The 18,019-nt window shown below is 58.5% G+C and carries 19 protein-coding genes and 1 tRNA gene; 3 read left to right on the top strand and 17 right to left on the bottom strand.

Translation table 11 applies throughout. The features are described 5' to 3' along the window. Positions 1-170: 170 nt before the first annotated feature. From ACZ0A4_RS25730 to ACZ0A4_RS25750, 5 genes are all read right to left on the bottom strand, one after another. A complete protein-coding gene (locus ACZ0A4_RS25730; protein WP_463576797.1) occupies positions 171-1,406 on the bottom strand; it encodes a methyltransferase in 1,236 nt (411 codons plus the stop codon). After that, positions 1,387-2,076: an ABC transporter permease gene (locus ACZ0A4_RS25735; RefSeq protein WP_007909164.1), complete on the bottom strand. Its 690-nt coding sequence runs from the start codon at positions 2,074-2,076 to the stop codon at positions 1,387-1,389. The genes ACZ0A4_RS25730 and ACZ0A4_RS25735 overlap by 20 nt, the downstream gene beginning before the upstream one ends. After that, complete coding sequence (locus ACZ0A4_RS25740) at positions 2,077-2,769, bottom strand: ABC transporter permease (protein WP_034153034.1); 693 nt, start codon at positions 2,767-2,769, stop codon at positions 2,077-2,079. A gap of 78 nt (positions 2,770-2,847) precedes the next feature. Further along, positions 2,848-3,597, bottom strand: a complete 750-nt coding sequence (locus ACZ0A4_RS25745) for an ABC transporter substrate-binding protein (RefSeq protein ID WP_034153033.1) — start codon at positions 3,595-3,597, stop codon at positions 2,848-2,850. Between the two features lie 13 nt (positions 3,598-3,610). Beyond that, positions 3,611-4,384, bottom strand: coding sequence for an ABC transporter ATP-binding protein (locus ACZ0A4_RS25750; protein ID WP_007909167.1), 774 nt, complete (start codon positions 4,382-4,384; stop codon positions 3,611-3,613). A gap of 554 nt (positions 4,385-4,938) precedes the next feature. Here ACZ0A4_RS25750 and gabP point away from each other — a divergent pair. Further along, entirely contained in the window at positions 4,939-6,330 is a 1,392-nt protein-coding gene (gene gabP / locus ACZ0A4_RS25755) for a GABA permease (protein ID WP_212544783.1), read from the top strand. A gap of 69 nt (positions 6,331-6,399) precedes the next feature. Here gabP and ACZ0A4_RS25760 read toward each other — a convergent pair whose 3' ends face one another. The 4 genes from ACZ0A4_RS25760 to ACZ0A4_RS25775 form a co-directional block, all read right to left on the bottom strand. Continuing rightward, positions 6,400-6,852 (bottom strand): hypothetical protein, encoded by a 453-nt coding sequence (locus ACZ0A4_RS25760; protein ID WP_463576798.1) that lies wholly within the window; start codon positions 6,850-6,852, stop codon positions 6,400-6,402. Positions 6,853-6,858: 6 nt separating this feature from the next. Then, positions 6,859-7,272, bottom strand: coding sequence for a hypothetical protein (locus tag ACZ0A4_RS25765; RefSeq protein ID WP_397480779.1), 414 nt, complete (start codon positions 7,270-7,272; stop codon positions 6,859-6,861). A gap of 28 nt (positions 7,273-7,300) precedes the next feature. After that, entirely contained in the window at positions 7,301-8,275 is a 975-nt protein-coding gene (locus ACZ0A4_RS25770) for an alpha/beta hydrolase family protein (protein ID WP_463576799.1), read from the bottom strand. Between the two features lie 68 nt (positions 8,276-8,343). Beyond that, positions 8,344-9,402, bottom strand: a complete 1,059-nt coding sequence (locus ACZ0A4_RS25775; protein WP_463576800.1) for a PDDEXK nuclease domain-containing protein — start codon at positions 9,400-9,402, stop codon at positions 8,344-8,346. A 259-nt stretch (positions 9,403-9,661) separates the two neighbouring features. Between ACZ0A4_RS25775 and ACZ0A4_RS25780 the strand changes: the two genes are divergently transcribed. Both ACZ0A4_RS25780 and ACZ0A4_RS25785 read left to right on the top strand, forming a co-directional pair. Beyond that, positions 9,662-10,111, top strand: a complete 450-nt coding sequence (locus ACZ0A4_RS25780; RefSeq protein ID WP_463576801.1) for a carboxypeptidase regulatory-like domain-containing protein — start codon at positions 9,662-9,664, stop codon at positions 10,109-10,111. Positions 10,112-10,187: 76 nt separating this feature from the next. After that, positions 10,188-10,478 (top strand): YceK/YidQ family lipoprotein, encoded by a 291-nt coding sequence (locus ACZ0A4_RS25785; RefSeq protein WP_463576802.1) that lies wholly within the window; start codon positions 10,188-10,190, stop codon positions 10,476-10,478. Here ACZ0A4_RS25785 and ACZ0A4_RS25790 read toward each other — a convergent pair. The 8 genes from ACZ0A4_RS25790 to ACZ0A4_RS25825 form a co-directional block, all read right to left on the bottom strand. Beyond that, positions 10,475-10,828, bottom strand: a complete 354-nt coding sequence (locus ACZ0A4_RS25790; protein WP_463576803.1) for a hypothetical protein — start codon at positions 10,826-10,828, stop codon at positions 10,475-10,477. The two genes, ACZ0A4_RS25785 and ACZ0A4_RS25790, sit on opposite strands and share 4 nt — an antisense overlap. Then, positions 10,825-11,706: an alpha/beta hydrolase gene (locus ACZ0A4_RS25795; protein WP_463576804.1), complete on the bottom strand. Its 882-nt coding sequence runs from the start codon at positions 11,704-11,706 to the stop codon at positions 10,825-10,827. The genes ACZ0A4_RS25790 and ACZ0A4_RS25795 overlap by 4 nt, the downstream gene beginning before the upstream one ends. Continuing rightward, complete coding sequence (locus ACZ0A4_RS25800) at positions 11,703-12,494, bottom strand: TSUP family transporter (protein WP_401042964.1); 792 nt, start codon at positions 12,492-12,494, stop codon at positions 11,703-11,705. The genes ACZ0A4_RS25795 and ACZ0A4_RS25800 overlap by 4 nt, the downstream gene beginning before the upstream one ends. Positions 12,495-12,570: 76 nt before the next feature. Continuing rightward, positions 12,571-13,650 carry a hypothetical protein gene (locus ACZ0A4_RS25805; RefSeq protein WP_463576805.1) on the bottom strand — a complete coding sequence of 360 codons (1,080 nt, stop codon included), beginning with the start codon at positions 13,648-13,650 and terminating at the stop codon, positions 12,571-12,573. A 581-nt stretch (positions 13,651-14,231) separates the two neighbouring features. After that, positions 14,232-14,307 (bottom strand) — tRNA-Phe (locus ACZ0A4_RS25810). Between the two features lie 104 nt (positions 14,308-14,411). After that, a complete protein-coding gene (locus ACZ0A4_RS25815) occupies positions 14,412-14,684 on the bottom strand; it encodes an oxidative damage protection protein (protein WP_463576806.1) in 273 nt (90 codons plus the stop codon). Beyond that, positions 14,681-15,748, bottom strand: a complete 1,068-nt coding sequence (mutY, locus tag ACZ0A4_RS25820) for an A/G-specific adenine glycosylase (RefSeq protein ID WP_463576807.1) — start codon at positions 15,746-15,748, stop codon at positions 14,681-14,683. Before mutY ends, ACZ0A4_RS25815 begins: the two co-directional genes overlap by 4 nt. Beyond that, positions 15,745-17,970, bottom strand: coding sequence for an AsmA family protein (locus ACZ0A4_RS25825; RefSeq protein WP_463576808.1), 2,226 nt, complete (start codon positions 17,968-17,970; stop codon positions 15,745-15,747). The genes mutY and ACZ0A4_RS25825 overlap by 4 nt, the downstream gene beginning before the upstream one ends. Positions 17,971-18,019: the final 49 nt, after the last annotated feature.

The following is an 18,019-nucleotide window of genomic DNA, read 5'->3' on the forward strand; positions in this document are numbered from 1 at the left end:
CTTGGATAAGGGTTTGTGAACCCGTTCTCATTTTGTTCGCAAATCCCTGTTTTACAGGTTTTTTATTTATATGAACAAAAAATGATCAGCTCTGTTAAAGCCGCGAAACAGGCACGGATATTGGATCCATGGGAAAACCATCAACAGAGTTATCCACAGGCTGTAACGTTTTAAGCGCGTTCGGCGAGCAGCAGTAAATTACGCGGTGTGAGCGAGGTGTCGCAAAAGATGCCGAGGCGTACGACGTAGCCCTGCTCGACGAGGAAAAGCGCTCGATCCAGATTCAGCCAAAGTTCCAGCGGCCGTCGGAACAATCCGCGAAGCAATTCCAGGTTGCGAACTTCGGCCAACCGCTGCCAACCGGCGGCTTCGAGTGCAGACCAATCTGGCGCACCGATTGTGGATAACTCTTTGAGCGCAGCCAGATCTCGACAGTAATCAGCAAACGGTTTTTCCAGCCAGGCGCTGGGCAGGGAGGGCGTTGGCAAGTATTCGTCGACGCCACGCACTTGCCGTTGCAGCAGGTCGAAAGCCAGACGGCGGGCCATTGAGGTGTCGCGCTGACGTCGGACACGGGCACCGGCGGTGACGGTTTCGCTCATCGGCAGCGCCAGATCTTCCAGCGAGAGACGTAGGAGGGTTTCCGATCCGTCCGAGGACAATGGCTGATATTCGTGGCTGGTGGTGCGGTTGTAGCAGCAAGGAGCGATCGCCATGTGTTGGCAACCGGCAGCACTGGCCAGTTGCATCAAGCGTACATGCAGGTCACCGCAAGCGTGGAGGGCGACGGGCGTGTGAGCAGCGCTCAATACGGTTGAGGCGTCAGCCGCCAACACGTCCTGTTCGACATGCAGGGCGTGTAAATGATGACGCTGACTCAATGCCTGGCCGCTGGCGACCAATGCCGGATCGTACTCAACGCAAGTCAGCTGTTGCCCGGCGGCCAGTAACCGCCGTCCCAGGTGTCCTTTGCCGGAGCACCAGTCCAGCCAATGCGTTGGCTGCGCAGCAAAGGACAAACGACTGGCGAATGCTTCGATCTGCTGCCATTTACGCCCCGGTACATCGACATTCAATCGATGGCCCGCAGCTTCCAGTGCATGCCCCGGCAACTCACCAACTGCACTCAACTCAGCCGACAGCGCCGCCAATGAAGCGAACGGCTCCGGCGCATCGACAAGTTCGGCAGGTTGATTGTGAGCGTTTTCCGCGTCTTCCAGCGACCGTCCGCGTAGCCACAAGGCCAGCTCCGGGTAGGACGCTTCCCAGGCAAGCGAAAGATGAGTGAAAGGGCGCGGTTTCCACAGCGCCTGATGCTCAATCAAGAAAGCATCCAGCGCCGTGAAGCGGGCGAGTAGGTCCTCGCCCGTCAGCACGTGGGAAGGATCAACGCCCTTGGCAGGCATCGACGCGCAGCCAGCGCTCCAGCAGCTTGAAGCCGCGCACCAGCACGTAAGCCATCAGCAGATAGAACACACCCGCAGCAAAGAAGATCTCTACCGGCAGATAGGTGCGGGCAATGATCGTGCGCGCCATGCCAGTCAGTTCCAGTAAGGTCACGGTACTGGCCAGCGCACTGGCCTTGAGCATCAGGATCACTTCGTTGCTGTAGGCCGGCAGGCCGATGCGCGCGGCACGCGGGAGGATGATGTAGAACATCGCTTTCGGCTTGGACATGCCCAACGCTCGCGCCGCTTCGATCTCGCCCGGCGGAATCGCCTGAATCGCCCCGCGCAGAATCTCGGCGATGTACGCCGCCGTGTGCAGGGTCATGGTCACGGTCGCACACCAGAACGGGTCGCGCAGGTACGGCCACAACGCACTTTCACGAACCGCGTCGAACTGCGCCAGGCCGTAATAGACCAGGAACAGTTGAACCAGCAACGGTGTGCCACGGAAAAAGAAGATGTAGGCGTAAGGCAGCGAGCGCACGTACCACAGCTTCGAAGAGCGGGCGATGCCCAGCGGAATCGCCAGCAGCAGACCGGCGATTACAGCGATGGCTACCAGTTCCAGGGTCAGGGTCGCGCCCTGCGCCAGTTTCGGCAGCCACTTGATGATGACTTCCCAGTTCATTCAGGCGCTCCTCGCAAAGCCGCGAGCGGCGCGTTTTTCCAGGAAGTGCATGCCGGTCATCGCCAGCACGGTCAGGCCCAGGTACATGATCGCGGCGACCATATAGAAGGTGAACGGTTGTTTCGACACGGTCACGCCGATTTGCGCGTGACGCATGATTTCTTCCAGGCCAATCACCGAAACCAGCGCGGTGTCTTTCATCAGGATCATGAACAGATTGCCCAGGCCGGGCAGGGCGATGCGCCACATCTGCGGCATGATCAGCCGGGTGAAGATCCGCCATTTCGACAGGCCCAGGGCCTGGCCGGCCTCACGGTGGCCTTTGGGAATGGCGAGGATCGCACCACGGAACACTTCCGTGGCGTAAGCGCCGAAGCACAGACCGAGGGCGATGACGCCGGCGGCGAAGGCGTTGAGTTGCAGGTCGGGGTTGCCGAAGTACTCACCAAGGGCGCGCATCAGGTTGACCGTACCGAAGTAGATCAACAGCACCCAGAGCAATTCCGGAACGCCACGCACCAGGGTCGAATACGTGCCGCCAAGCCATTGCAACGGCTTGTACGGGGAAGTCTTGGCCAAGGCGCCGAGCAGGCCGAGCACCAGTCCCAGGCACAGGGCCGTGAGGGCCAGTTGGACGGTCATCAGCGCGCCGGCAGCGAGGGCCGGGCCGAATCCGTAGAGGTCGATAATCATGGGTTTCTGTTCAAATTGCGGCAGGCAAAGTCGGGAGCCGGCGCCGTTGCATCACAGCGCCAGTCCCACAGGTCAGGATCAGTAGATGCTGAACGGGAAGTACTTGTCGTTGATCTTCTTGTAGGTACCGTCGGCGACGATTTCCTTCAGAGCAGCGTTCAGCTTCTCACGCAGTGGGTCGCCTTTGCGCACAGCGATGCCGATCTTGTCGCTTTCTACGACCGGGTCACCTTTGAACTCGTAGTTCTTGCCGGCGTCGCTTTTCAGCCAGTCATAGTTGGCGTACTTGTCGGCGAGGATCGCGTCGACACGACCGGAGGTCAGGTCGAGGTAGGCGTTTTCCTGGGTGTCGTAGAGGCTGACTTTGATGTCATCGGCGTAGGTATCTTCCAGCCAGGTACCGGCCAGAGTGGCACGCTGGGTACCGATGGTCTTGCCTTTCAGCGAGTCCTTGTCGGTTTTGAAGTCGACGTTTTTCGGGGCGATGAACTGCAGCTTGTTCGAGTAGTACGGGTCGGTGAAGTCCACCGCGCCTTTGCGCTCTTCGGTGATCGACAGCGAGGAGATCAGGAAGTCGAACTTCTTCGCGTTCAGGGCCGGGATGATGCCGTCCCAATCGGAAGTGACCACGGTGCACTCGACTTTCATCTTCGCGCACAGGGCGTCGCCGATGTCTTTGTCGAAGCCGACCACGTTGCCGCTGGCGTCTTTGTTGTTGAACGGCGGGTAGGCCGCTTCGATGCCCATCTTCAGGGTTTCAGCCATGGCACCGGCGCTGAACGCGAGGGTGACGGCCGCGGCCAGGAAGACCTTCTTGAAATTCTGCATGCATGTTGCTCCGTTAGCGGTTGCTGGACATGAATTGTTTGCAGCGCGCCGAAAGCGGGTTTTCGAACACCTGCTGAGGCGATCCTTGCTCTTCTATAAGGCCTTGGTGAAGGAACACCACTTCGCTGGAGACCTGACGGGCAAAACCCATTTCGTGAGTCACGAGCAGCATGGTGCGGCCTTCTTCGGCCAATGCGCGGATGACACTAAGTACTTCCTGAACCATTTCCGGGTCAAGCGCCGAGGTGGGCTCGTCGAACAGGATCACCTTCGGCTGCATCGCCAGCGTGCGGGCAATCGCTGCGCGTTGTTGCTGGCCACCGGACAATTGCGCCGGGTACGCGTGGCGCTTGTCGGCGATGCCGACCTTGGCCAGTAGCGCTTCGGCGACTTCTATGGCTTCGGCCTTGCTCTGGCCGAGCACGCGACGCGGTGCCTCGATGATGTTGTCGAGGATGCTCATGTGCGGCCACAGATTAAAGTTTTGAAACACAAAACCAATCTCGGAGCGCAGGCGGTTGATCTGTTTACCATCGGCGGCAACCAGTTCGCCATTTTTGGCGGCCTTGAGCTTGAGTTCTTCACCGGCCACCAGAATCTGGCCCTGGTGCGGGTTTTCCAGCAGGTTGATGCAACGCAGGAACGTGGACTTGCCGGAACCGGAGGAACCGAGGATCGAGATCACATCGCCGTCGCGGGCGGTCAGCGAGATGCCTTTAAGCACCTCAAGCTGTCCGTAGCGTTTGTGCAGGTTGCGGATTTCAAGCGCGGGCGTGGCCTCAGCCATGTGCGTTCCTCATATATGTTGCGCTCCAGCTGTTGGATGGCCGTCCTGGCGAGGCGGCCAAGCTAGCATAGCGTTTCAATGGCAGCCAACAGCGCTACGAGCGGTTAACGGGTGGCATGTGGCAGGTTGTCGCATCGGCACAGCAGACTGTCGCCCCATCAACAACCGAACGGGTGTTTGATCGTGCAAACCCGTGGGTGTCGCGTAAAAAAAGGCGCGATGTTGCCAGCTTTGGCGGGGTGTTGGAAGCGCTATCCGGCCGAACGTTCCTGATTCGCCCTTTTATTGTGCATCCCACACTTTTTCAGTGTGTTTCTGGTGCGCTGATTCGTCATGAAAGTGAGTCGCAGGGTAACGTTCTGGCGAATAGCCATTAATCTCAAGGACTTGCGCTGACTGTCCGGTCGCGCGCAAAGCCCCGAGTCTGAAGACTTTGAAACATTTTGGCGCATTTATTGCGTGCAGAATCCGGAACGCCCTGTTGGTTTCTTTTTACGAGAAAGAACACACCAGACAGGACGGACTGAATCGCTTTCCTTGCAAAGGTAGTTTCGATGAGCAGTACCCCAAGCTCCAATGGCCTCGAACAGGGGCTCAAACCGCGTCATGTGACCATGTTGTCGATCGCCGGTGTAATCGGCGCCGGTCTGTTCGTTGGCTCCGGCCACGCCATCGCTGCCGCCGGCCCTGCCGTGCTGCTGGCTTATGCCGCCGCCGGTACCCTGGTGGTGTTGGTGATGCGCATGCTCGGCGAAATGGCTGTTGCCTCGCCGGACACCGGTTCGTTCTCGACTTACGCCGACCGCGCCATCGGGCACTGGGCCGGTTTCACCATTGGCTGGTTGTACTGGTGGTTCTGGGTCTTGGTGATTCCGCTGGAAGCCAACGCCGCTGCGACCATCCTCCACGCATGGTTCCCGGGTGTGGGCATCTGGGCTTTCGCGTTGATCATCACCATGCTGCTCACCGTGACGAACCTGTTCAGTGTGAAGAATTACGGTGAATTCGAATTCTGGTTTGCCCTGATCAAAGTGCTGGCGATCATCGGCTTCATCGCCCTCGGTCTTGCAGCGATCTTCGGCTACCTGCCGAACAGCCAGGTCAGCGGTGTGTCGCACCTGTTTGACAGCGGCGGCTTCCTGCCAAACGGCATGGGCGCAGTGTTGGGCGCGATCCTGACCACCATGTTCTCCTTCATGGGTACCGAAATCGTGACCATCGCGGCCGCGGAATCGAAGAACCCGGGCAAGCAGATCTCCAAAGCCACCAACTCGGTAATCTGGCGGATCGGCTTGTTCTATCTCGTGTCGATCTTCATCGTTGTGGCCTTGGTGCCATGGAACGATCCTACGCTGGCCAACCTCGGTTCCTACCAGACTGTGCTTGAGCGCATGGGCATTCCTAACGCCAAGATGATCGTCGACATCGTGGTTCTGGTCGCGGTGACCAGCTGCCTGAACTCGGCGCTGTACACCTCGTCGCGCATGCTCTTCTCCCTCGGCAAGCGTGGCGATGCCCCGGCCATGTCGACCCGTACCAACAAAAGCGGCACGCCTTACTGGGCGGTCATGCTGTCCACTGGTGCGGCGTTCCTCTGCACCTTCGCCAACTACGTAGCCCCGGCTGCGGTGTTCGAATTCCTGCTGGCCAGCTCCGGCGCGATCGCACTGTTGGTGTACCTGGTAATCGCGTTCTCGCAACTGCGTATGCGCAAACAGCGCATGGCACGCGGCGAGAAAATCGTCTTCAGCATGTGGCTGTTCCCGGGCCTGACCTACGCGGTGATCATCTTCATCGTCGCGGCCCTGACCATCATGTTGTTCCAGGAAGCGCATCGCGTGGAGATCCTCGCGACTGGCCTGCTGAGCCTGATGGTGGTGGCTGCCGGTCTGCTGGTGGCCCGCCGTCGCAAGCTGGAAAAACGTGGTGCGGTGGTGTTGAACTGATCCGTAACGCGTAATGCAAAACGGCCGCTGTCAGTGATGACTAGCGGCCGTTTTTGTTTGTGAGAGGGGTTATTCGCTCTTTTCTTCCTGGGTGTCCACTGACTTGCCATACGCATCCAGCGCCACCCCGAAATCGGTGATGAACTGCGGCTCGCTCAGCCAGGCCTGGGCCTCTTCAATCGTTACGCCTTCGGCCCACATGCGGTAGTCGATCAGCATGTCGGCGGCCAGGTGGGTGGCGGCCATGCCTTCGTTGTCGGCGTTTTCCATGTCGAGCAGTTCTGGATGATCAACGATGACGAACGCCAGTTCGCGCAGCAGGGTCAGCAGCATCTCGTTGCGGCTGATGGCTTCGGCGTCGCGCATTTTGCTGAACATCGCCAGGGTGTATTCCGGGATCGGCTCGGCGAGGTGGTCGAGGTCTTCGTCCTGTTCCAGCGGCTTGCGGCCGACCATACGGATTTGTTTGGCTTTGGCCTTGGCGCGTTTGGCGCGTTTCTGTTGCTTGTTCAGGGATGCCATGGGAACTCAGTTCTTCTGTTGGGTTTGCGCGGCGATCGCGTCGGACGCCGCCACATAGTCGGCCTGGAAGGCCGGGGATTCGATCCAGGCCAGCGCGCCGGCCTCATCGGTTTCCTGCGACCACTGGCGATACTCGATCAGCGCGGCAAGGATGAAATCCATCGCGCCTTCTTCGCCTTCCTGTTCGTAAACCAGTTCCAGCAGGGGATCCTCGAGGAACGCGGCGCACAGGGCTTGCTGGCTGATCTTCTCGGCGTCGATCATCTTTTTGAACAGTTCGGTCAGATCCACCGACTCGAAGTCGATGCGGTCGTCGTTCGGGTCCAGCTCGACCGGCGCTTCCGCGCGCTTGGTGCGGTTCTGCTTGGCCTTGGCTTTGGCCCGAGTGGCGCGTTTTTGCTGCTTGTTGGCGGAGGCCATGATGTGTTCCGTCGTGCGTTGAGAGGGCTCAGCTGCGTGGGACTTGCCGCCCGGGTGTGTCGGGGGCCAGTGCGCCGGTTTGCAGCCAGGTCAGAGCGATGGGCCATAGTGTGGCTTGGTATGCGCTGCGAAAAAAGGCGAAATGTCCGACTTGTTGTTCGCCGATGTCCTGCGGCTCGATGCGCAGGTGGGTTTTTGCAGCGTGATCGAAGTAGCCGAGCAGGCGTTCGATCGCCGCAATTGTGCCGTAAGGGTCGTCGCTGATGCTGATCGCCAAGGTCTGCGCTCGAACATCGGCGAAGGGCAGGGTCCCCTTCTTTTTCATCAGTGCGCGACCACTGGGGCGCTGTTCGTAACGCGCGGTGGGCGTGCTCCAGTCGCGCACAACGCCGGTTGGCGTATCCTCCAGCCAACCGAGTCGCTTGCCGGGGAAAAAACCGCAAAGCAGCGTCAGCAACGGCATCACCACATGCCATTTGCCGAACATGCGCCAGCGATGTTCAGGCGCGTAATCGCGCCAGTAGGCGAACTGCGCGCCAACGGTGACCAGCCGTCGGATAACCCGCCCGGACTCGCCGAGCCCCGCCGCGCAACCGCCAAAACTGTGGCCGACCACGTCGATCGGCTGACCGGGAAACTCCCGTTGTGCGCGTTTGAGCATCGCTTCGAAATCCAGGGCGCCCCAATCTGTCCAAGTAGCGTTCAAGCCTTTGATCGAAGCGGATCGCGATTCGCCGATGCCGCGGTAGTCGTAGGTCATCACGTCGCAGCCATTGGTGAACAGGTATGCCGCGAAGCGCGAGTAGTGGCGGCAACGCACTGAGGTGGCGGCGTTGATGATGACCACCGGGCGCTGAGTATCGGGTGATGCGTGGCGCCAGGTAAAACCGGCAAGGACATACCCGTCGGCAGCCGATTCCTTGAAAGGCTCCCCTGGCGTTGCAGCCAAAGTCGGTGACCTTGACTGCACATTCTGCGTTGCGGGCATGTCCTGACAGCTCATGACTCTCGACCTTGACGGGTAAGCTGCCAACGATAGTCGCCGTGCCGCCCGGGAACAATCCGCAGGTTTTATTCAGTGGATTGAGTGAGCATTCGTTCTTCGATCAAGGCCTGTTCGCGATTGAGTTCTGCACGCAGCTCTTCTTCACTCGGCAGGATCGTCTTGTAACTGCTGGCGAACAGTTGCTCATTACCTTTGAGCATTGAGTAGCGCGCCACCGATTCGTTGCTCTCGGCAGACAGAATGATGCCAACAGTCGGCTTGTCGCCCTCGCTGCGTATGAGCTCGTCGTACATGCGCACATACATGTCCATCTGCCCGACATCGCGGGCGCTGAGCTTGCCGCGTTTGAGGTCAATGATCACAAAGCATTTGAGCAGGTAGTTGTAGAACACCAGATCGATGTACAGATCGACGCCGTCGGTACTGATGCGTTGCTGGCGGGCAACGAAGGAAAAGCCTTTGCCCAGCTCGAGCAGAAAGCCCTGCAGATGGTCGATGAGGGCTTGTTCGAGACCGCTTTCCCTGACCTTGCCTGCTGAGGGCAGACCGAGAAACTCGAGCATCACGGGGTCGCGAATGAATTCACGCGGGTTGCATTTCATTGCTTCGATGTTGGTGGTGGCTTCTTCGATGACATCGGCTTTGTCGCGACTCATGAGAAGCCGCTCGTAGTAGAGCGTGAGGATCTGGCGGTCGAGGGCGCGGCTTGACCAGTTCAGGTTGGCGCATTCGTCCATGTACCAATGGCGGGCTTTTTCATTGGTTACGCCCAGAAGCCGACGATAGTGGGTCCAGCTCAATTCGGAACGCACTGCGTTCCAAATTGGAAACAACTGATAAAAGCTGCGCATGTATCGCAGATTACGATCATCAAACCCTTTACCAAACTGCGCCGTCAGATCCTTCGCCAACAACGCCAACAACTGTTTTCCATAGCCCGCGCGATGGGCTCCCTTCTGTTCAAACTCGACAATATGCTTGCCGATCTGCCAGCAGGTCTGCACTTGAATCGTATCCACCGCACGCAGCACTTTTTGCCGCGCCTGGCGAATCAGTTCGCCAAGCTCCCCCAGCAATGAATCGATTTTCGGGTCTTGCGTGTCAGCAGGTTTTAGCGGGCTCATCGGCTCTTCCACTTCGTTGGAAACAGGCGTCAAAGCATGCCAAGAGCCGTCGCGCGGGTATGTCGGGCGAGACGGTGATGTGGGAAGGAAGAAGGGATTGATGTTGCAGGACGTTGCCGATGAAAGAGGCGTCAGAGATCAATGGTCTGTAGTCCATTTCGTACATGCGCCAAGTTCCAAACAATCTGAAACGCACCCCGATACGCAAAATCTAAAAGGAGTAACGGTTGGGTTCTACAAGAACCCGGGAGTCGTGATCATGAAACGCGTTCTTTCATTCATGCTGCCCATCGCCGCTGTCGCTGCACTGTTGTTTCCGGTGATGTTGCAGGCAGCCAGTCTTGAGCCCATCGACAGCGCGGGGGTGCAAGTTCAGCAGCAACAACAGAACGGCGTCACTTATCTGGCCGGCGGGATCGGTGAGGATGAGGCGAAGGCCATTCAACAAACCAGTGGTTACAACCTGCACATGACGTTCGCAGTCGGCGCGCAAGACGAGTACACCGCTGATGTCGATGTGATGATTCAAACGTCGCCGGGGCAAACCGTACTGACGCTCAACCAGACGGGCCCGTTGGTATATGTGCAACTACCACCCGGCAAGTACACGGTGGTGGCCACGCGTAAAGGCGAAACGCGCCACGACGTGACCGAGGTTGGCAGCGGCACGGCGCGCAACCTGGTGTTCCACTGGAATGATGCCGGATAGCGATAGGTGTGATTGCAGTGTTGAGGCGCGGGTACAATCCCGCGCCTCATATTGTGTGATGTAAGGAAACGCTGGTTTGAAAGGGATTTTGCGTACTGTTGGTGTCATCGGCCTGTTATTGCAGTTGGCCGGCTGCGGAACGTTTATCGGGCGTTTGAATGACGGTTTGTCCGATGCCCAGTATTACCGAGGCGTTGATGGCAACCTGCACCTGCTGGGTGTGCGTGGCGGCGGCAGCGATGGCATGCCGGCGGCGATCGTCTGTTACATGATGATTGTCTGTCCGCTCATTACCGTCGTATCCCTGCCAGTGGATGCCGCGCTGGATACGGTTCTGTTGCCGATCGATTACATCAATACGCTTTAGGTTTTCTTTGCGCGGCGTTTGCTTTTCGGTGTGTGCGCGGGCTCTTGAACCTTGCGATAGATCCACACGCCGAACACTCCAACTGCCAGCAGAAACACTGTGCCAACGCTCTGCCAGAAAAACTCGAACCAGAACTGCCGCGGTTGCAGCGCCAGGGTGTAGGTGCTTCGCGGGCCGCGATTATTGGTGGTGATGGAACCCGTGATCCAGCTGTCGACCAGCATCCAGATCGACAACCCGATGGCTAAAGTAATCAGCAGAGCAACGAGAACAGTCAGCCAGTAAGTCACACGACTTGGGCGATAGGGCGGCGGATGGGGCAGTGGGACGCGGGTTTTCCTTTGATTCATGACGCTTGGGACCTGTTTCCGGCATTGATGAACTGCGCTATCTCGCTTGCCAACTCCACTGCGCGCGGCGGGTTTTCCCTGAGCCATGTTGATACCGCGTGGTCGCAGCCTGGCAGGACGATTTTTCTCAACTGATGAGGGGCCAGGCTCTTTTCAATGGCCTCGATGACCTCATAGGGAATGGCGCTATTGATCGCGCGCGCGCTCATTTGCTGCGTCCCGGCAGATGTACCGGGAATCCCGCCAAAAGCGGTTGATCGAATGCCATCGTATTCGCCGATCACCAGCAAGACCTTCCCGTCGAACGTACGCAGGAAATCCAGCGATGGCGAATCGAGAAAACCGTAAGGCACCGAAATGGCGCTTTTGAAGGGTGACCCAAACGGTTGCTGCCAGGCCGCCTCCGCGTACAGGGCCGGACAGAACAGCACGATGCGTCTGACTGAAGCTCGATGCGCTTGCGCCACTTTGAGTGCCAGTGCGCCGCCCAGACTGTGACCGATCACCGTGTCGAGTTCAGCGCCCAACTGACCGGCAAACTGCAAAGCCTCCTGAAGGTTGTGCGTCAGTGAAGTGTCCTCCAGGGCGACGTCAGCGCTGGGACCGTGGCCGGAAAGATTGAAGCTCAGGCTGGCAATGCCCAGCGCCTGCAAGGGATACAGGATTGCGTTGAGTCGCGAATAGTCAGAGCGGGCGCCGTGAATGGCCAGCACCTTCGGCGTTGACGTTTCTGCGGCGGAGCCGGCCAATACGCGACCTTCCAGTTGGTAGCCGGCGAAGGTTTGCGCAAAGAAAAACTCAGGGCCGGTTGGCGCCTCGTCGAAATGCAACCGAGACCGAAGTCGAGATGCGCCGGTCAACGCCAACCGATTGATCACAGGGCCGCCAGGGTGTGCAGGACTGCAACACGCAATGGATTGGTCTCCACGCTCAGCAGCTTGATCGCCAGGGCGCAGCAGACCACGATCAACATGGGCTTGATCAAGCGCGGGCCGACCCGGACAGCGGCTCTTGCGCCCAGTTGTGCGCCGACGAAGGCCGCCAGCGCCATGGCAATCGCGATCGGCCAGATGATTACGCCTTTGGTGATGAAGACTGACAGCGACCCCAGGTTGCACGAAGCGTTGGCCAGTTTGGTGAAGCTCATGGCCCGCATCATGCCAAGCCCGCAGAGCAGCACGAAACCGACTATAAAGAACGAACCTACACCAGGACCGAAGATGCCGTCGTAGAAGCCCAGGATCGGCGCCACGGTGAACGAGAACAGCAGAATGCCGATTCTCTTGCGTCGATCCTCATTGGCCAGTTTCGGCGAGAGCGCAAAGTAAATCGCCACCAGAATAAGCATGACGGGCACGCACACCTCCAGATAGCGCTTATCAATAGAGCTGACCAAGAGAGCCCCGCTGGCGCCCCCCAGGAACGCGCAGATAACCAGGAAGCGCCCCTCGCGCCACTCAATCATGCCTTTGCGAGCGAACGTGACCGTAGCTGAAATAGTGGCCGACGCGGCCTGAAACTTGTTTGTGGCAATCGCACTGATCGGGTCGACACCGGCCAGGAACAAGGCAGGCAAAGTAATCAATCCCCCACCCCCGGCAATCGCATCAAAAAAACCGGCGCAAAAAGCCACGAGCGCCAACATGCCAATTACATCCCAAGCCATTACATTTTCCCTTTTATAGTTATTGGCCAGACATCCACATGACTGGCCATGCTGCAGCTTTGACGTGCGCTAAGTATCAGCCCTGAATCAGCAGCGGATCGTCTGAGATGACAATGGGGGATGAGAACTTCGACAGGCCGAAGATGCGCACCAGTACACGTCGATTGTCTTTGATGACATCACGACAGTGCAGGGCCCGGACGTTATTGATCACCATGGCCGATTCTTGCGTCAGTGTGTATTGAACCGGTGTTGCTTTACCCACGCTTTGGCAAAGTGCGGAATAAGCCTCTTTTACAAAGTCCGAGGCATTTTCGTTGACCGAAAAACGGTACGAGTTGAATCGCGCGGCGAATCCGACGTTGTCATCGAACTCCAGAATCGAAACATTACGGCCATCCTCGCCCTTGCCACTGACGAAAGAATCACTGCGGGTGAACTGGAAGCTGCCCGTTGTGAGTGCGAGGCATCCAGTAACGCCGATTTCGTCCAGCAGAGGTGGCAACGGAATCACCGAGGTCGGTTCCAGGCCTGGATTCCACAGCGCCGATAGAATCAACGACGAAGGCGAGGGCGAGTGCCCGTCTTTCGCGTTGACGGCGCACCAGTACGGCGCCTCGGTGTGCGGGCCGAGCGCGAGACCGGAGTGGGAACTCAGCTCTTTGATTTCCGGTTCATCATGGATTTTGGTCAGTCCGCCGCCCTTGAAGTTAGCGACGAGCCGGACCAGTTTGCCTTCGTTGTCCATGTCGTAGGCAAAGGAGCTGTTATCCACCAGTTTCAACAGAATCTGATTGCGTGACGCCAGACACAGTACGTCGTGACGATTCTCCAGAGCGGCCAGCTCGGGAAGTTCTTCCGGTGGGCTGGATTCGGTGAATGCTTGCATGCCCTCAAAAATCAGCAGGGAAACGAGGCCGTCGGAGTACGCGCCAAGCAGTTCGCATTGATCCTTGGAAAACGAAAACTTCAACTCGGTCGCTGCCAGCGAGGCCTTGGACTTGGCACCGGCGACTTGTGGCCCGCCCATGGCTGCCAGTTCTTCAGAGAAGGTGTGCAGCAGCTTGGCTTGTTGCGTGTCAAAACTGAAAGTTCTGACTTCCTGTTCAACTAAAGACTCAACGGTTTTATTGGTCTGTTGTAGGACTTCGGTCATTGGTTACATCCCTGTCGTATCCGCTCCCCTTATATTTTTTGTGGGAGCTGTTGGCTGTTTCGATGATGCAATGCGTGCCAGAGCGCACGCACAGATCCGGACGTGGGCGAGTTGATACAGGTCTGGTTTTTTCGGGAGGGCACAGGGCGCTGTGACGGGACAGTTCAAACAAGTGTTGAATGCCGGGTCCGTGTTTGCTGTCGCTTGCCTGACAGTTGAAACAACAGCAGGTGACCTGCGCTGAGGTCTTGTCCTCCATGACAACTTTATGAGGGGGCTTGGTTCTGCGAGCGATCCTGCTCGCAGACGCAACTTCCTGCGGCCTGCAATAACCTCGATAGGTTCCGAGGGTTCGAGGGCGCGGAGTGCGTTATTCGGGTAATGCGTTAAATGCCGGTCATCAGGACTGAAGTACTCGGCGATTATTTCGGGCAGTCAATAATGACCTGCCGGAAAAAGCTGACGGAGCCTAACATCAAAATAATGGCCAGCAAAAGCACTGGAAGAGGGGGTGAGGTGTGGCTTATCAAATCGCAAGCATAAAAAAACCCTGAATCTTGCGATTCAGGGTTTTCGGTATTTGGTGCCCAGAGACGGAATCGAACCGCCGACACGGGGATTTTCAATCCCCTGCTCTACCGACTGAGCTATCTGGGCAACGGGGCGCATTAAAAGGGTTTTTCGGATTTACGTCAACGACTTTTTTAAAATTTCTTAAATTAATTCCGTCGCTTACGATCCGACCCCCGATTTAGCGGGGTTTACTCTGCAGGCGGAACGTAGCCTTCGGCCTTGGCGTATTCCTCGCCGGAGAAGTACTTGTCCATTTCGCCCTGAAGATATTTTCGGTCTTCGGCGTTCATCATGTTCAGACGCTTTTCGTTGATCAGCAGGGTCTGGTGTTTCTGCCAGTCAGCCCAGGCCTTGGCGGAGACGTGGTCGAAAATGTCCTGACCTTTGGCGCCCGGGAAAGGGGTGCGCTCCAGCGCGGGTAATTCTTCTTTGTACTTGCGGCACATTACGGTGCGGGTCATGGCGACTCTCCTGCATTCAAGACGGCGGCCGCGCGTTCGAGCAAGGTTTTGACCGGGGCGGCGAGGCCCAGGCGCGGCGGGGTGGCGAGGTTATACCAGAGCCAGTCGGCCTCGGCCACGTGATGGGCGGCCTCCTGTACCTGAACCAGCCAGGGTTCGATGGACAGCTGGAAATGGCTGAACGTGTGGACAAGACTCGGCAGCGCCTGCTGCTCGCCCATGGTCAGCGAGTGCTGATCGACAAGATGTTGCAGGTCATCGAGGTCATCGAGTTCCGGCAGGCTCCACAAACCGCCCCACAAGCCGCTGGAAGGGCGGCGGTAAAGCAGAATCGCGCCGTCGCCGTTGGCCAGCATCGGCATCAGCGTGCGCTTCTGCGGGATGGCTTTGCGCGGTTTGGGAATCGGGTAGCGGGTTTCGAGGCCGAGCATGTGCGCCTCGCAACCACGCTCCAGCGGACACAACAGGCAACTCGGCTTGCTGCGCGTGCAGAGTGTGGCGCCGAGATCCATCATCGCCTGGGTGTAGGCGTTGACCCGATCGTGCGGCGTAAAGCGCTCAGCGTTGGCCCAGAGCTGTTTGGCGACTTTCGGCTCGCCGGGATAACCCTCTTGCGCAGTAAAGCGCGCCAGCACGCGTTTGACGTTGCCGTCGAGAATCGGCGCGCGCAGGCCCATGCTGATGCTGGCGATGGCGCCAGCGGTGGACAGGCCAATGCCCGGCAAGTCTGTAAGCTTTTCGACGTCCCGTGGAAACTCGCCGCCGTACTGGCTGACGACGATCTTGGCGGTCTTCTGCAGATTGCGTGCACGGGTGTAGTAACCGAGCCCGGTCCACAGGTGCAGTACTTCGTCTTCGGGGGCTTCGGCCAGCGCTTCGACCGTCGGCAGCGCGGCCATGAAACGGTCGAAGTAATTGAGCACGGTGCTGACCTGGGTTTGCTGCAACATGATCTCCGACACCCACACCCGATACGGGTTGATGTCCTGCTGCCAAGGCAAATCGTGGCGGCCGTGGCGGTCGAACCAATCCAGCACCGCCGTGGAAAATTGCTCCGCTCTCATCGCTTGAACAGCCCCTTCAATGCGTTTTTCAATTCCGGGCTGACCTTGTCACCGAGTTTCTCGTCAATCTTCTCGCTGAGCTTGTCGCCGGCCAGTTTGGTTGCGACCTGACCGAGGCGATCGTTGTCGATGCGGCAGGCCTTGGCGCCGAGTTCCAGCGGGCCACGGCAGCGCAGCGGCCACTCGATGCCGACGAACTTGTCGCCGACCTGACAGGCTGGATCCGGCATGGCGCTGGTGTCGCCTTCAACGATGATGCCAACGCGATAATCCATGCCGAGCACGCGCAGGTCGATGTCGCCGTCACCGTTGACGGTCATGCCGGGGATGCGCACTTTCAGGTCCGGATTGTTGGCAATGCCGTTGCGGAAAGTCAGGTTGCCCTTGAGTTCCTGGAATGGCGTGTCTTTGCCGCGTGGCTCGCCGCTGAGGGTTTTGCGGTTGAGCGTGGCGATGCCTTTGCACAGTTGCTGCTCAAGGTTAGCGTTGAGCAGTACGCCGTTGTTGATCACGAAACTGGCGTTGCCGTTCAGCGTTTCGATCAGCGCCTGCTGGCTGTTGCCGCTGCCAGTGACATTGCTGGTGAGGGTCACCAGGCCTTTGACGGGCGGGTTCTTGCCTTGGCTTTCGAGGATTTTTTCTACAGGCACGCGATTGAGCTTGGTCTGCAGGTTCAGCACAGGCGTGTTCGGACGCACATCGAGGGTGCCGTTGGCTGCAAAACCACCGTTGTACAACTCGCCGCTCAGGTTGGTCAGGGTCAGCAAGCCGCCCTGGCCGGTGGCTTTCAGTGCGGCGTTCTGGATTGGCAGTTTGTCGAGGGTCAGTTGGCCGAAGGTCAGGTCGGCATCGACGTCGAGTTTGGTCAGGCGTTCAACCGGCAACAGGCGCTCGGTGCTCCAGGCGGTTTTGCTCGGTTTGTCCGGCAGAGGCGTTGAGCCCGCGCCGGCCATGGCATCGGCTTCAGTACTGGCAACTTCGGCCTGGCGCGTTTGTGTGGCGTTGGCGGCTTTTTCCGATTTTGGTGGCAGGTAACGGTCAGCGTTGAACGTGTCAGCCTTGAGAATCGCCCGCAACGATTGCTTGGCGAAGTCCTCGACAGCGATGCGGCCGCTGAAGCTGCTGTCGTCGAGTTTCAGATTGATATTGTCGAAGGCAATGCTGGTTGGCGTGGCCGCCACGCGGCTGACCAGTTCGACCTTGCTCAGGCTGCCTTCGGCCATGGCCGGAAGTTTCTGGCCAACGCTGTCGACGAATTTCGCCAGATCGAACTGGGCGATGGAGATGCCGCCGGTGATCTGCGGGGTCTTGTCGAGGTCGTTGGCTTTCAGCTCGCCCAGTGCGCGCAACTGGTTGGCGGAAATCTTGATGCCGGTCCATTCGGCGACGTTCGCGGCTTTATCCAGCAACAATTGACCTTGGGCAGCGAAGGTCATGGTCTTGCCTTGCAACGGATCGCCAGCCAGTTCGCCGGAGAGCTTCATATCCTCGAACTTGTAGCGTTGCAGTGCGCGCTCGATGCGCAGTTCGCCGGTGAGTTCTGTGCGCACGCGCAGAACCGGCTGATTGGTGCCGAGGAATGCCGTGGCTTTCACCGGAATATTCGTCGAATCGTGTACCGGGCCGGTGCTCAACTGGATACTTTCGGCACTGAACTGTTTGCCGGTCTTCTCGTCGTTGTACTCAACGCGGGCGTTGTTGACGGTCAGGCTGTCGATGTCGAGGCGGATCGGCTGTGGTGGTTTTTCCACCGCAACTGGGGCTTCGCTGGCCGGTTGGCCTGGAGTAGCAGCTGGCGGCGTCGCTCCGGCGGGGGCGGGCACCTTGCCGATGTCTTCCCAGTTGCCGTGGCCGTCCTTGTCGCGGTTCAGGCGCAGGTTCAGGCCTTCGACGCGCACATCGCTCATTTGCACTTCGCGACGCAGCAGCGGCAGCACGCGCACGGACAGACCAAGCATCTGCAAATCGGCAAACGGTTCGGCAGGTTTGACCAGGGTGGCGACGCTGGCCTCGTGCAATTCCAGGCCAAGCCACGGGAACAGGCTCCAGCCGATATCGCCATTGAGCGTCAGCTCGATGTGGGCCTTGTCGCGGGCTATCTGGCGAATCTCGTCTTTGTAGTCGTTGGGATCGAAGAGGTGGGTCAGGGCAAAACCTGCCGCCACAATGATCAGCAACAGCCCGAGAAGTACCAGACCCAGGATTTTGCCGAACGCTTTCATGGGCGAGTCCTTGTAATTAGTCGAATTCGTAATTTAGCCGGGGAGTATA

The sequence above is a fragment of the Pseudomonas sp. AC172 genome (assembly GCF_979258595.1).

Excerpts from the sequence above, each read along its gene's own strand:
- ACZ0A4_RS25730 (WP_463576797.1), bottom strand. The coding sequence starts at position 1,406 with ATGCCTGCCAAGGGCGTTGATCCTTCCCACGTGCTGACGGGCGAGGAC.
- ACZ0A4_RS25735 (WP_007909164.1), bottom strand. The coding sequence starts at position 2,076 with ATGAACTGGGAAGTCATCATCAAGTGGCTGCCGAAACTGGCGCAGGGC.
- ACZ0A4_RS25740 (WP_034153034.1), bottom strand. The coding sequence starts at position 2,769 with ATGATTATCGACCTCTACGGATTCGGCCCGGCCCTCGCTGCCGGCGCG.
- ACZ0A4_RS25745 (WP_034153033.1), bottom strand. The coding sequence starts at position 3,597 with ATGCAGAATTTCAAGAAGGTCTTCCTGGCCGCGGCCGTCACCCTCGCG.
- ACZ0A4_RS25750 (WP_007909167.1), bottom strand. The coding sequence starts at position 4,384 with ATGGCTGAGGCCACGCCCGCGCTTGAAATCCGCAACCTGCACAAACGC.
- gabP (WP_212544783.1), top strand. The coding sequence starts at position 4,939 with ATGAGCAGTACCCCAAGCTCCAATGGCCTCGAACAGGGGCTCAAACCG.
- ACZ0A4_RS25760 (WP_463576798.1), bottom strand. The coding sequence starts at position 6,852 with ATGGCATCCCTGAACAAGCAACAGAAACGCGCCAAACGCGCCAAGGCC.
- ACZ0A4_RS25765 (WP_397480779.1), bottom strand. The coding sequence starts at position 7,272 with ATGGCCTCCGCCAACAAGCAGCAAAAACGCGCCACTCGGGCCAAAGCC.
- ACZ0A4_RS25770 (WP_463576799.1), bottom strand. The coding sequence starts at position 8,275 with ATGAGCTGTCAGGACATGCCCGCAACGCAGAATGTGCAGTCAAGGTCA.
- ACZ0A4_RS25775 (WP_463576800.1), bottom strand. The coding sequence starts at position 9,402 with ATGAGCCCGCTAAAACCTGCTGACACGCAAGACCCGAAAATCGATTCA.
- ACZ0A4_RS25780 (WP_463576801.1), top strand. The coding sequence starts at position 9,662 with ATGAAACGCGTTCTTTCATTCATGCTGCCCATCGCCGCTGTCGCTGCA.
- ACZ0A4_RS25790 (WP_463576803.1), bottom strand. The coding sequence starts at position 10,828 with ATGAATCAAAGGAAAACCCGCGTCCCACTGCCCCATCCGCCGCCCTAT.
- ACZ0A4_RS25800 (WP_401042964.1), bottom strand. The coding sequence starts at position 12,494 with ATGGCTTGGGATGTAATTGGCATGTTGGCGCTCGTGGCTTTTTGCGCC.
- ACZ0A4_RS25805 (WP_463576805.1), bottom strand. The coding sequence starts at position 13,650 with ATGACCGAAGTCCTACAACAGACCAATAAAACCGTTGAGTCTTTAGTT.
- ACZ0A4_RS25815 (WP_463576806.1), bottom strand. The coding sequence starts at position 14,684 with ATGACCCGCACCGTAATGTGCCGCAAGTACAAAGAAGAATTACCCGCG.
- mutY (WP_463576807.1), bottom strand. The coding sequence starts at position 15,748 with ATGAGAGCGGAGCAATTTTCCACGGCGGTGCTGGATTGGTTCGACCGC.
- ACZ0A4_RS25825 (WP_463576808.1), bottom strand. The coding sequence starts at position 17,970 with ATGAAAGCGTTCGGCAAAATCCTGGGTCTGGTACTTCTCGGGCTGTTG.